The sequence below is a fragment of the Halalkalibacter flavus genome (genome assembly GCF_036663575.1).
In the GTDB taxonomy this organism is placed as follows: domain Bacteria; phylum Bacillota; class Bacilli; order Bacillales; family Bacillaceae_D; genus Halalkalibacter; species Halalkalibacter flavus.
Map to the genome: position 1 here is coordinate 1 of NZ_JAWRVK010000037.1, position 12323 is coordinate 12323.

The window sequence follows — 12323 nt, forward strand, 5'->3', positions numbered from 1 at the left end:
CTATTCCCTCCTTAAATGATTTTCACATTGTTAAAAATTATATATCAATTCTACCTGCCCCGCTAAAGAGTTCGATGTCATTTCCTTCCACGCTCCAGAATCTGGCCCTTTTCATAAAGAAGACACTTTCCTTATTTCAGAAAAGCGCCCGATTGTGGAAGATTATTGTCAAAGCCTTGTTGAACAAAAGCTTCCTGAAATGAAATTAAAGTGTTGTTGAGTTTTTTAAATTGTATTGCCCTAACTCGTTGGAATTACTATAATCAGCAATAAAGATTTCTAGATTCCCGGAATTAAGATCGTCATCTCCATTCCATCTACTGTACTATGAAAAACATAAACAGGTTGATAATAGCCTTTGGAATCTAAAAGATAGCTCACCTCTACTTTGTGAATATGTAAGGTTTCTATCACTTTGTTTTGAGAGTAATTTCTAAATTTCCCATCTGAAATTTCGTTGTACGCTTCTTGTTCGCTTTTTATTTGAACATCTCTCACCTTGTCATAGGTTATTAGCTGATTGTCAATTACTTTCACTGTATTATCATTGTAATAACTAACCATTAAAACACCATCTATTAGCTGATTTCCTATAACCTTTTTATCTACAATCCACTCATATCTCCCAGTATCAACTTTTTGTAAAAGTGAGTCTTGAGGAATATCTATACCGAATTGTATTACGTTTTCTAGTAAGGTTGCCTCATCTACGTCTTTTGGTTCTATACCTTCATCAAAGCTTGAAAAATCCGTATAACTGTAACTTCCATCTAAGAAACGAAACCACATATTATGAGATCTCTCATCTCCAATCCAATAAATACCTTCATTCTGATAGGAAATAACCTCCATATTCGATGTATCAAGATTCATTTTCCCCAAAAAATCTATGACAAATTCATCAGCAGAAGCCTTTGGATAGCGCGGTCCCATATAGACTGGGACTGTTGTTCTATTATCATCGAGCTGTACATCAATAGTGGTTGTTGCTTTCGTCATATCAGTCCTAAGAGTATATCCGATGGAGAGATTTCCAAACTCCTTCAAATGGTAATAAGTAAACATGCTTCCAAATAGGATAACCACTAGAAATAAAGGTGAAACATACAAAAAAGATTGCTTTAATCCCCTTGCTTTAATTGTGATGAATCCCATGATGATACCATATCCAATAATTGCACCTAGTAGATTGTTAAATAGATCATCAACGACAAAATTACCGTATCCCGTTATTAACTGGATACTTTCAATGGATAGGGTAAATAACAATGCCGCTCCGATTGTCCAAATCGCTCTTTGAAAACGAGAATGCAATAGTGGCAAAAGGATACCGAATGGTACAAACATGAATATATTTAAAATCACAAATTGCCAATGTCTTACACTAAAGCTATTCCAAGCTTCTCGGTATGTACTGAAAAAAGATACATTCACACCCTGAAAATTCGCACCTCTATTCAAAAAGGTCACTCCTATAACCATGATTACATACCCTATAAACAATCCTCCAATAAGCAATTGCTTCTTTGGAAGACTTTTCTTCCCTCCAAAGAGACTTTTATATATAATGAAATACCCTATAAAGAAAATAATCCCTAAAACAATTACTGCTGTTAATGCTAGAAAAAAATATTCTCTTACTATACCAATGATTTCTTGTAATCTCATTTTCTATCTCCCTCATACAAAAGCATGAATTGTATTAACCTTTTCTTATCTAGTACCTTTTACTTCTTTCTAAATCACCTCCTAAATCTGTAGTTAATTGTTAGGTGAAAATAAATTTTTTACTTTTAACGGCGTGAAGCCGCATTCTTCCGTTGAAAAATGCGGAGCTATTTTTAAAAAAGTTCTTTACTTTTCAAACTCATCAGAGGCATTAGTATTTTACCGTTATTCCATAAAAGCGCCCGTTTAGTTACACAAGGAAATCCTTTAATTAAGGTTTTTATTGTAATTCTTAATCAAGACTTTTCTTCTAAAAAACAGGGTTAATGACAGCACCACTAAGCTAGTGATTAATAAGATAATTCCTAATACTAATCCTCCAAAAAACAAGAATTCATTAACTCCCCACACATAGCAAAACCAACCAATTATCGCAATAATCCCTAACAATAAGTTAATGGATGCTGCGGCAATAGACTGTGCTAAGACTAAACCTGTTTTCTTAATCATAAATGAAGCATATTTAAGACTTGCAAAAAAACATATAATTAGAAAAGAAACATAAATCCCAATAGCAATATCAGTTTCTGTCATATAATTCCTCCTTATGGTTTATATACTGCCAAAATACCCCAATGGATTGAAATTGTGAACCTTATTTCAGTAAACTCCCGTTAGCGACATATCGTTCTTTCGTAATCAGGTTTCTGTGATTATCTCCAACTTGCTATTACTTCTCCGTTTTCATCATAAGCAATCACATTATCCATTTCCCCAAAGTATTGATGTATGTCTTGAGTAATAAAAGAAGGGTATTCTGTTATAATGGTATTGTTTTTTGCCGATATCTCTTGTGATTGACCGTTTGTATAGTGAATGACAAAGTTAGTTGCTACATGCTCTTCTGTCACAACAGCTCCATATAAAATGGGTTTTACCCCTTCGAATTGAACAGGTTTTACAAATATGGGATATCCTCTACCCGCAGATGAGCCATGTCCTTCACTTGGTTCATGATTATAGCTGTACCTATTGTTATCAAATTGATACAGCCCTACTACATATTGAAAATCATCTTCATATTTGTCTAAATAAACAACTACCTGATTCTCTTCATCTTGATTAAGAACTTGTATAGGGTAATCCCATTTACTTTGCACTGCTTCTTGAAGCGTGTCATATCCCTTACTACTACAACCGAATAATATAAATACAATGCTCATGAATAGAATTATTGGTCTCATTTAAACCCTTCCAATCTTTTTTTAATTATCCAAGACGCTTCCACTTAGGAACCTTGCTCAAGTAAACTCCCTCTATAAATAAAGTACAATCCTTCACAATCTCTAATTATCTTAACATAAATATCCAATTTAACTGCCAAGTCTTATTCCATTATCTGACCCTTTTCATGAAGAAAGACGCTTTCCTTATTTCAGAAAAGCGCCTGATTGCTGAAGATCGTTATTGAAGAAAAGTTCCCTTTAGCTGAATAAACCATTTATACTGACATACAAAACAAATCCAGAAGAAAGAAAAGAAAAAACCCCTGTTACTTTTCGTTTCTCTTGAATTTCAGTAATTCTTATAACTAAAAGCATTAGCCCTAAGAGTAATAGTGTATAAGGCAATATTATATATTCATCCGTTATTAAACTATACGCTGATAAAGAAATCACAATAATTGCTAAAATTGTTTTTATTATCTTCATCCATAATTTCATCTTCATCCCCTTAAAAATAAAAAGAAACAACCACATCTTTGACTATAATATTATCTTGGACGCAATGCACCGTGCTAAAAGTTTGAGAATTTAGAGTTTCATATCAATGATTAAAGAATAGTGACTTAGTTCACTATTAGCTAATCTTTTATTTAATTCTGCTTCAAAAGCCTCTCTATCAATATCTTCATTTATCATGAAATATACCTCCTTAGTTTCAGGAAGTATCATATATGACTCTATATAAAAGTCCTCCCAAGCCTTCTCTGCAAACTGTAATAGCTTTTTATCTTCAGTTAAATCATTACTGGAACACAAAATTAAAAAAAGAACCAAAAAACTAAGCAGGATTACATTCAATAATCTCCTCAAGAACATCCCTCCTACAACACAGATACACAATCTCTAATTATTTTAACATAAATATCCAATTTAACTACCAAGTCTTATTCCATTATCTGGATCTTTTCATGAAGAAAGACGCTTTCCTTATTTCAGAAAAGCGCCCGATTGTGGAAGTTCGTTATTGAAGAAAAGCTCTCCGTTAATTCAATAAGAAAATTAGTTATTTCCTGATATTGTCCCAAAAGATGTCTCATTACCATTATTTAAAAGTTTAACTTCCTCATAGTATTTATCTAAGTTCACTTTATAGAAAAGCTCGTGTTCTAATGATGAATTTGAATAATCAGATGTTTCCTCACTCTTATATAATAAGTTTAATGTGTCATTTTCGCTTTCAATATCAAAGCTAGTAAAGTAGACAGCTTTTTCATCTTGAATAACATTTGACCCATTAAAGTATACAAATACAGCGTTATTCTTCTTATCAAGGTAAAGATGGACTCCATTTTCTTCTTTAACACCTTGAAAAAATAATTGAATATCTTTGCTGATACTCTCTTGACTTACTTCTGCAAAGGACAAAGAAGAGTTTGCATTACATCCAGATAATGTAACAATACTCAACAGTATTAACAATATTTTTTTCAATATTATCCCCCTTTATATTACTGCCTCGTTAGTGCAACAAGAAAAAGAGTTGCCGTAGCAACCTTTGTTAAACAAAAGCTCCCTTTAGTTTAAGTGTAATATTTCACAAAATGATTTTATGAACTCTTTTTATACTTGTTCATAGTGGTTTGTTCACTTAATAATTTTTTGGATTTCTTATGATAAAAATAAACAATTAGAAAATATAAAATGGCAATGAAAATAGTGCTAATACGGAATTCCCACAATTTGTACGTTGAATATTCTTCAATATAGAAGCTCGCCTCAATAATTGAGGTAAACAATAAACCTCCAAAAATGAAAAGACCTAGTACGTACAACACCATTTCCATATTAGATTTTTTCGGTCCATTGTCGGTTGCTACTTTGTGATACATATAATCTTGGTTCGTGGCAGCGACTAGATTTTTTACGTTTTCGGTCTCGTAATCAACTACGTTGTAAGAAGAAGAATATTTATTTGCAATATAGACAACCCCAAAAAGTAACCAAAGAAAAATAAGACCACTGACTATTGCTAATGGAACGTCATCTCCAATTCCCTCAACTGTTTTCAAATCCAAAAAAAATGTTCCACCTATTAAACCGCCAAATCCGTTGAAGTAAAATAATGCAGCTATAAAGCCGTAGAAAGATGTTAAATAAGTTAAAAGTAATACACCTTTTTTATAAGAACCCATATACCCTCCTTAAAATAACTTAATTATCTTAATTTTAACACGAATTGTAAAATATTAGGATTATTTAACCCGATATCATTCTAAATTGTCAGTTAGTTCTAATTAGCCTTACTCCAGAATCTGGCCCTTTAACGGAACAACCCTATGTCACTCAACAGTTTTATACTCCACCTTTCTATTCCTTGATCGAACCGCTGACCTCCTGCGTGCAAGGCAGGCGCTCTCCCAGCTGATCTAAGGCCCCGAGCGTTTTTAAACAAACGATCAATTAAAACAATCGTTTGATTAGTTGTTATATTATGGTGGTCCTGAGTGGACTCGAACCACCGACCTCACGCTTATCAGGCGTGCGCTCTAACCAGCTGAGCTACAGGCCCCCACCATGTATGTGAGAAATAGATCTCATATTAGATAGAGAGTTTTGAGAGAACTCAAAACTGAACAAATAGCACAAGCGACAAACAACCAAAGTTGTTTGTCGACTAGAGTTAAACTCCATAGAAAGAAGGTGATCCAGCCGCACCTTCCGATACTTACGATATAGGCTTGATAGAGTTTATGCCCCCTCAAGCCCGTAATAAAGTTTATCAAACGTATAGTGATCACGTCGTAAAAGAAACGAAAGATTTCATTTCATTTGATCCATATATGAAGTGTAAAGTTAAATACAGGAACCTAACTAAAAACAATATGTTAACGATTCCTTTTGTGGAATGAGTTAGTTAACCTACTCCTTTTTATTTTATTTTTCATCATCGAGAAATTCTTTCACAATTTTTTGCGCTTCACCCTTGCTATACTTAACAATAAAATCAATCAGAAGTATTTCTAATACCCTCTCTAGCGTAAAGTGGTGATTAGGGAATACCTGCGCTATATCTGAAAGCATCACTTCTCCTCTTAGTGCATCCTTCCTTTTCATTTTAGAATAGAAGACCTCGACTTCTTCTTCTACTGGAGATTTTCTTACTGGATAAAGAGGCACTTCTTCTATGTTCTTTTCATCATATTTTTTCAATCTTACATTAGGCGTTCCTTGGTCGTATTCAAGAAGAAGTTGATAGGTTGCTTTTATGTCTTGTTTTCTCCTCACGTAATCAAGGAAGTCTTCCCATAACATCTCAACAAGGTTCCCTAATTTAAACCGATTTTCTGTTAGTTCATACACATCTTCACACAACACCTGAGCTCTAAAATAAATATCTCTTGGTACCATTAACCGTAACTCTGTGTTCGTGGGGATAAAAAACCGAGTCATAAAACTTGATGGCTTTAACTCTTGGCCAATAAGGTTTTTCTCACTATATGCCCTCAAAAATAATTTCCCCTCTCTCCAGTCGTAATGATTGCATGAAAATCCGATGTGTCACCTTCCGAATACTACGACACCCCCACAATGCTGCATAATAAGCAATTTGTTCTTCTAGAAAAGCATTGACCTTTACATGAACTGTATCTTTGTGGTTAACATACTCCACTTCCTCAAATTCTGTATTTCTTGATAAAGACGACTTCAAAAGTTGAGTACAATAATCCGTTTCTGATTCTTTTCTCTCGACCGCTGCTCTGATAATAAATAATTTTTCTTCTTTGGTAACAGGGATTTTTATATCCCGTTTTTTATCAGAACGAGGTCTCCTAAAGACGTCTTTCTTCTGTTTGTTTAACATAGGATTTAACCGCACCTTACTCCCCACCTTCATTTTTTTATAAAATCCCTCCCTTAGCCTTGGGTAACTCGGTATCCAGGTAACGTGGTAAGAATTTTCCCAGATAGAGAAGAGGGACGTCACCTATTACTTCCTCCAAACGTAATGGACACCCCACCACCGGGACTAAACACTTTTGGACTTGCTATTGGCTGTTCCTCCACTCTTCTTTCTTCGAATCTAACCGGTTTCGTTTGAACGGCCTTAGTCACTTGTTGAACCTCCATAGGTTCAACTACTTTTTGGTTTAACCAAAGTTCTTCATCCTCTTCGTTCCATAACGGAGACGGCAAAGACATCCCCCTTCTTATATAAGGTTCTATTATTCTAGAAAACTGTTCTGTGTGCCCAGCAATAAATAGTGCTGCTCTTATAATTTGACTGCGATCTAGATGGGTAGCATGAAAAACATTCTCCACATACTCTTTGTACACATCCTCATATCTCACCGTCGGTCTATACATATAAACCCCTCCTGACGTCTTGTTGACGTGTATTGACTCCCATTGATACAACTAGCATCACCATTCCACTTTATTGGCGGGACGCTCTCTTACGTCTTTGGTAAAGGATATTAAGCACTGCTTGTCCACTATTCCTACGAATTGGAGAAAGTTTTAAATATTGGAATATTGGACATAATGGCTACTAATAAACAAAGGGAAGGAGATTTATATGAGTTGGTTTGGTTTAGGAAAAAAACGTTCAAAGTTCGGTAAATACCTTGATAAAAATTCTATTACACAGCAGGAAATAGCAAAGGAAAGTGGAGTTAGCAAAAGTACTATTAGTCGTCTATGTGATCCAGAAGAGTTTGAACCGAGCATAAAAAATGCAAAGAAAATTATTAAAGCGTTAAGAAGACATGATTCTAACATTGATTACACAGACTTTTGGGATATGTAAAAAGCCCACCTTTTTGATGAGGTGGGCTTTTACTACCAAGTTAAGTAGAGATTATCAGATTTTTTTGTTTCATTTTTTGTTTCATTTTTTGTTTAGTAGTTCCTATCTGAAGCAATTAGATGACCAACTCTATACAAAAGAAAAGTTAATTGCTTCAGAGAACGTTTCTCAAATAATTGTAGCGTTGTATGGGTGTACCAGCGAAGCCTACCGCAATGAGTAATGAGGGCTTTCTCCATTTGATGAAAGAATATACGTTCGTATATAATGTATTTAAAAAGGTGATTTTTTGAATCATATAGAACGTAAAGTTAAACAAATTATACAAAACATACAAATGACAAAAGGTAGGAATCCCACTATAGAAGAATTAGTACAATGGACAGGAAGAGATAAGAATGATTTACTTGCGATTCTGAGTAGACTTAACAAAATTTAAGTAGAGTATGCGGTATTCAACGTCCGTTAATTTGCGTTTTAGACGGTTTTCAAAGCTTTTAACAACTTCTGCAAAGTTCGTTTTCACGGAGCAACACTCCTTTCACCTTTTAGAATATCCATTTTTTCACAATTCCCAATAAGATATAATGTATTATCTGACATGAATTTTCATTCCATTTTCCTTTAAATCATTCAATTACACGCAACCTCAATGAGTAAATCAAATAACCATGTAAAGAAGCCCTCACATCTGTGAAGGCTTCTTTTGCATGTAGTTTATAAATTAGGACTACCTAGGGGAAAGAAAGGTAGTCATTTTATCAAAGTACAGCATGAAAAGAAAGGAGGTGAGTATGCTATATGTTTCATAACTATATATACTATATATTTTTTAAAAGTGTGTTAGTAAATTAACCTACAAAATAGCTATTTAATATAAATATCCAATTTTTATTCGTAAGTTAATTTCATTAAATGGCCCTTATATGTAATATGCGCACTTTTCCTTATTACGAAAAAGCGCCCGATTGCGGAAGATCGATATATGTTATGTTGGTGGTATTGATCTTCAACTCTTGCCCCCTTTTCTTGAATAAACAATAAATAGCGAGATTGTTACACTATTCTGGATATAAGTAAAATAAAGTGTTTAATTTGATTGATGAATCCTCAATTTACGTCCGATCTTATAACATCTTTTTAAAACAAATAATACGATTTGCTTCACTAAATCCCAATTTAAGATGCATTGCTAAGCTTTCTTCATTTTCTAATTCACAGTCACTAGCAAACTCGTGACAACCTTTTTTCTTAGCCCAATTCTCACAAGCATTAACTAAATTTTTAGCAAAGCCTTGTTTACGAAAAGCCTCTTTTACGTAAAGTCCCTCTAAATATCCTACCGGACTTGAACTTGTCCCTTCAACATAATCATATCGCAGTTGGCATTGTGCAAAACCAATTGTTTCGCTGTCATGATAAGCTAAAATAACTATTGCGTCAGGCTGAGCAATAAAATACGTCATTTCTTGTTTAACTTCCTCTAAAGTGTGACCTGGCCAAAGTAGTAAAGCTAGGTGAGCAGCTTCTTTTGCTTCCGGTAATGTCGCCTCTTTTAGCATATAAAACCTCCAAATTAATTCTGCCCTTTACTTAAATATTCGATTGGCGAATATTCCTTTATTCCATTTTAAACGTTATGAACAAACAATACTGAATGTTAGTCCTGTTTTTTGAAACAACTTTATTGTCACTTAACTGGGGAACTACATAAAACATTTGAGTTTTATCCAACCCCTTATTCAATATAATAGCCCTTTTCATGAAGAAAGACGCTTTCATTATTTCAGAAAAGCGCCCTTTAGCTTAAGTATATTTATTCACAATCTTTAGTAATAAAGTAAGTTATCCATTTCCTAGTCCAAATTTGTAACTGTTGACTAACTTTCGGAGCCGAAAGTAGTAGACTGTATTTGTTGTTCAATATTATGGTTACTTTGCCTCCACAAGCCTACCGCTATCCATATACAACCTATGGCGATCAGAATTCCGTGGGCTATTCGTAGCGGCTGCCCACCGAAAAATTGCGGAATATATAATCCCATTCCGATAGCGAAAGGAATACCACTCCATTTCGGATACCTGCCAGACCTCCAAATTGCGATAGCCAGTATAATCGCTGCAATGGAAAGTAGTAGGAGTCCTACAAGGAACATTACGAGACCTGCGCCAGAACGGACGACAGTTGATAAACTAACAAGGGTGGCGGTCTGCTGCCTTATAGCTTCTTGCCCTATAGCATGTAGACCGAACGTTTCCCCTCCGTAAAACGGTAAGGTTAGACCTATTCCTATCAAACACAGCACAACCGCCCAATACATAAGAGAGTTTACGGCTTTCTCTTGTAAAGAGTTGTGAAGCCCAAGTAAACCTAGTGGTAGTAGTGTAAAAGCAACAATGGCTAGTATATGTGCCACTAGCCAATCGATGGAGGCGAAAGCTGCGGTACCTTGCAAGGATGTTTCATCTGAAAAGGGTCGTATCGTTGGATAAAGTACAAACAAGATTCCAGAGATCACAAAAGATGATGCACTAAGGCGCATTCGTAGCATATGTATTGGTCCTCGCATAGGATCTTCCTCCTTGATTTTGAAATTAGAATATTTCCTAGTTTTATATTAATTTTAAAATTTAAATAATTGAGTGGTTTTATGTAAAAGTTTAATTAAGTTTTTCCTTTGATAGATTAATTCGGAATCGGTAATTTCTATTGTCATATTATTTCACTATTCTTCGTTAGTTTAAGTGTAATCCTTCACAATTTCGATTACATTATTTATAAATATGTGTTTACTCTCCTCAACAATATGGCCCTTTTCATGAAAAAAGACACTTTCCTTATTTCAGAAAAGCGCCCGATTGCTGAAGATCGTTATAAAAGGAAAGTACCTGTTAGAATTACAAATGATAAAAAAATAAGAATTAAAATACTACGTACTCCCCCTTTATCCTTCATGATACGTGCATGCTCTTGTTTAAATGATTCTTTATTTTTTGCTTGGAGTCCAATGAATTCTTCCAGTCCCATCTCCAAAATTTTCCCGCATTTGTATAAAAAGGCTGTCAAAACGTCATTATGACCTTTTAACAGCCTCCTATTTTATAAAGCTCAGTTTCTTAATTAGATAGACAAGACTTTAATATGGATTGCTATATTCCCATATCATCAGTAGTAGTTATACTAGGCAAGAATATAGATGTCATTTTAAAAATTATTTTTTATAACGAGCTTTCCTCCACATTAAGTATATACTGGGGAGTTGTTTTGTAATAATGGTAAAAATGAAGTTCATTTTTATCAACCCACTTTAATTTCCCTAAATATTGGTTATACATATGTTCAAGTGGTAGTTCTCTAGCAATTTTTTTACTTTTTAATATTTCTCCATTTAACCGGTCTCTAATATTTAGATAGATATCTGACCCTTAATCCTTCAGAGTTGTATTGATATTTTGCTAGCGAGCGTTCATTTCTAGTATGCTTTTTGCATTTATATTTCTTTAAATGAGATGTTGCGACTATTTTTATTGGTTTACACTTTTATTAATCGAAATATCAGAAAAAAAAGAAAATAACAAATAAGATTGACATATTTCTAATCAATTATATAATTCATTATATAATTCCGATTGTACAACTCGGGAATTAAAAGAGGGAGATGAAGTAAATGAAAAATATCGGGTCAATTCTTGTTGCTTTAGTGTTAATGTTTATACTAGCAGCATGTGGATCAGCTGAAGATGCACCAGCTGAAAATACAGATACAGAAGCTGAAACTGGAGAAACTGCTAAAGAAGAAGGAGAAACAGCAGATACAGCTTGGGCTGATGTTGAAGCAGCAGGGAAACTGGTTGTTGGTACATCAGGAACTTATTCACCTATTACATATTACGATGAGAATAATGAGTTAACAGGCTTTGATGTAGAACTCATTCGTGAAATCGGAGAACGTTTAGGACTTGAAGTAGAATTTAGTACGATGGACTTTGATGGAATTTTACCTGCTTTACGCAATGGTCAAATTGACATTGCAGCAAACGATTTTGCTATTACAGAAGAACGCAAAGAAACATTTGACTTTGTTATTCCACATAAGTATTCATATGGATCTATCATTATACGTGCAGAAGACGTTGATAAATTTGAATCTGCTTATGATTTAGAAGGCGTAAAAGTAGCACTAGGCTCATTAACCAGTAACTATGCAATTTTTGCAGATAATATTGGAGCTGACGGAGTAGCTTATGACGGAGGAGTGGAAGCGATCCTGCGTGACATCATTAACGGAAATAGTGATGGGTATTTAAATGATCGTCTCGTTCTTCACCGTACATTAGAAGGATTTGCTGATGATCGTTTAGCGGTTGCAGAACAGGTAAAATATCATACAACCGAAAGTGCAATCATTATGTTAAAAGGAAACACTTCATTAAAAGAGCGGTTAGATGAAGTGATGCAAGAATTGTTAGAAGACGGAACAGTCGCTCGCCTTTCTGAACAATTTCTAGGTGAAGACGTTTCCCAGCCAGTGAACAGTTCAGAAGTCGTTGGGTTAGACGGGAAATAAGCTGAGGTGCCAGGCACCTTTCCATTTGAGGGTGGCTTAAGTCTGTTGAGTCAG

14 protein-coding genes and 2 tRNA genes are annotated in these 12323 nt (G+C 34.5%); 2 read left to right on the plus strand and 14 right to left on the minus strand.

The features are described from left to right. Positions 1 to 279: 279 nt before the first annotated feature. From SAY88_RS19165 to SAY88_RS19215, 12 genes are all read right to left on the minus strand, one after another. Positions 280 to 1668, minus strand: a complete 1389-nt coding sequence (locus SAY88_RS19165; RefSeq protein WP_332633762.1) for a VanZ family protein — start codon at positions 1666 to 1668, stop codon at positions 280 to 282. Positions 1669 to 1935: 267 nt separating this feature from the next. After that, positions 1936 to 2262: a hypothetical protein gene (locus SAY88_RS19170; protein ID WP_332633763.1), complete on the minus strand. Its 327-nt coding sequence runs from the start codon at positions 2260 to 2262 to the stop codon at positions 1936 to 1938. A gap of 119 nt (positions 2263 to 2381) precedes the next feature. Then, positions 2382 to 2912, minus strand: coding sequence for a hypothetical protein (locus SAY88_RS19175; RefSeq protein ID WP_332633764.1), 531 nt, complete (start codon positions 2910 to 2912; stop codon positions 2382 to 2384). A gap of 240 nt (positions 2913 to 3152) precedes the next feature. Then, positions 3153 to 3392 (minus strand): DUF3953 domain-containing protein, encoded by a 240-nt coding sequence (locus tag SAY88_RS19180; protein WP_332633765.1) that lies wholly within the window; start codon positions 3390 to 3392, stop codon positions 3153 to 3155. A 90-nt stretch (positions 3393 to 3482) separates the two neighbouring features. Next, on the minus strand, positions 3483 to 3770 hold the full coding sequence (locus tag SAY88_RS26285) for a YolC/YozM family protein (RefSeq protein ID WP_488803302.1): 288 nt from the start codon (positions 3768 to 3770) through the stop codon (positions 3483 to 3485). Between the two features lie 183 nt (positions 3771 to 3953). Further along, positions 3954 to 4385 (minus strand): membrane lipoprotein lipid attachment site-containing protein, encoded by a 432-nt coding sequence (locus SAY88_RS19185; protein WP_332633766.1) that lies wholly within the window; start codon positions 4383 to 4385, stop codon positions 3954 to 3956. A gap of 116 nt (positions 4386 to 4501) precedes the next feature. After that, entirely contained in the window at positions 4502 to 5086 is a 585-nt protein-coding gene (locus SAY88_RS19190; protein ID WP_332633767.1) for a hypothetical protein, read from the minus strand. A 121-nt stretch (positions 5087 to 5207) separates the two neighbouring features. Next, positions 5208 to 5328 (minus strand) — tRNA-Ala (locus tag SAY88_RS19195). A 58-nt stretch (positions 5329 to 5386) separates the two neighbouring features. Next, positions 5387 to 5463: transfer RNA gene (locus tag SAY88_RS19200), tRNA-Ile, on the minus strand. A 365-nt stretch (positions 5464 to 5828) separates the two neighbouring features. Further along, on the minus strand, positions 5829 to 6401 hold the full coding sequence (locus tag SAY88_RS19205; protein WP_332633768.1) for a hypothetical protein: 573 nt from the start codon (positions 6399 to 6401) through the stop codon (positions 5829 to 5831). Beyond that, positions 6388 to 6771: a hypothetical protein gene (locus SAY88_RS19210; RefSeq protein WP_332633769.1), complete on the minus strand. Its 384-nt coding sequence runs from the start codon at positions 6769 to 6771 to the stop codon at positions 6388 to 6390. Before SAY88_RS19210 ends, SAY88_RS19205 begins: the two co-directional genes overlap by 14 nt. A 104-nt stretch (positions 6772 to 6875) precedes the next feature. Next, on the minus strand, positions 6876 to 7259 hold the full coding sequence (locus SAY88_RS19215; protein ID WP_332633770.1) for a hypothetical protein: 384 nt from the start codon (positions 7257 to 7259) through the stop codon (positions 6876 to 6878). A 211-nt stretch (positions 7260 to 7470) separates the two neighbouring features. Here SAY88_RS19215 and SAY88_RS19220 point away from each other — a divergent pair, with 211 nt between their 5' ends. Beyond that, entirely contained in the window at positions 7471 to 7701 is a 231-nt protein-coding gene (locus SAY88_RS19220) for a helix-turn-helix domain-containing protein (RefSeq protein WP_332633771.1), read from the plus strand. 1127 nt (positions 7702 to 8828) lie between these two features. Here the strand turns inward: SAY88_RS19220 and aac(6') are convergent. Both aac(6') and SAY88_RS19230 read right to left on the minus strand, forming a co-directional pair. Then, positions 8829 to 9263: an aminoglycoside 6'-N-acetyltransferase gene (gene aac(6') / locus SAY88_RS19225; RefSeq protein ID WP_332633772.1), complete on the minus strand. Its 435-nt coding sequence runs from the start codon at positions 9261 to 9263 to the stop codon at positions 8829 to 8831. A gap of 318 nt (positions 9264 to 9581) precedes the next feature. Next, entirely contained in the window at positions 9582 to 10271 is a 690-nt protein-coding gene (locus tag SAY88_RS19230; RefSeq protein WP_332633773.1) for a hypothetical protein, read from the minus strand. Positions 10272 to 11369: 1098 nt separating this feature from the next. Here SAY88_RS19230 and SAY88_RS19235 point away from each other — a divergent pair. Continuing rightward, positions 11370 to 12269: a transporter substrate-binding domain-containing protein gene (locus SAY88_RS19235; protein WP_332633774.1), complete on the plus strand. Its 900-nt coding sequence runs from the start codon at positions 11370 to 11372 to the stop codon at positions 12267 to 12269. The last annotated feature ends 54 nt before the right edge of the window (positions 12270 to 12323 follow it).

Bases quoted from the DNA above. Each gene is read 5' to 3' on its own strand.
- SAY88_RS19165 (WP_332633762.1), bottom strand. From the start codon at position 1,668: ATGAGATTACAAGAAATCATTGGTATAGTAAGAGAATATTTTTTTCTA.
- SAY88_RS19170 (WP_332633763.1), bottom strand. From the start codon at position 2,262: ATGACAGAAACTGATATTGCTATTGGGATTTATGTTTCTTTTCTAATT.
- SAY88_RS19175 (WP_332633764.1), bottom strand. From the start codon at position 2,912: ATGAGACCAATAATTCTATTCATGAGCATTGTATTTATATTATTCGGT.
- SAY88_RS19180 (WP_332633765.1), bottom strand. From the start codon at position 3,392: ATGAAATTATGGATGAAGATAATAAAAACAATTTTAGCAATTATTGTG.
- SAY88_RS26285 (WP_488803302.1), bottom strand. From the start codon at position 3,770: ATGTTCTTGAGGAGATTATTGAATGTAATCCTGCTTAGTTTTTTGGTT.
- SAY88_RS19190 (WP_332633767.1), bottom strand. From the start codon at position 5,086: ATGGGTTCTTATAAAAAAGGTGTATTACTTTTAACTTATTTAACATCT.
- SAY88_RS19215 (WP_332633770.1), bottom strand. From the start codon at position 7,259: ATGTATAGACCGACGGTGAGATATGAGGATGTGTACAAAGAGTATGTG.
- SAY88_RS19220 (WP_332633771.1), top strand. From the start codon at position 7,471: ATGAGTTGGTTTGGTTTAGGAAAAAAACGTTCAAAGTTCGGTAAATAC.
- SAY88_RS19230 (WP_332633773.1), bottom strand. From the start codon at position 10,271: ATGCGAGGACCAATACATATGCTACGAATGCGCCTTAGTGCATCATCT.
- SAY88_RS19235 (WP_332633774.1), top strand. From the start codon at position 11,370: ATGAAAAATATCGGGTCAATTCTTGTTGCTTTAGTGTTAATGTTTATA.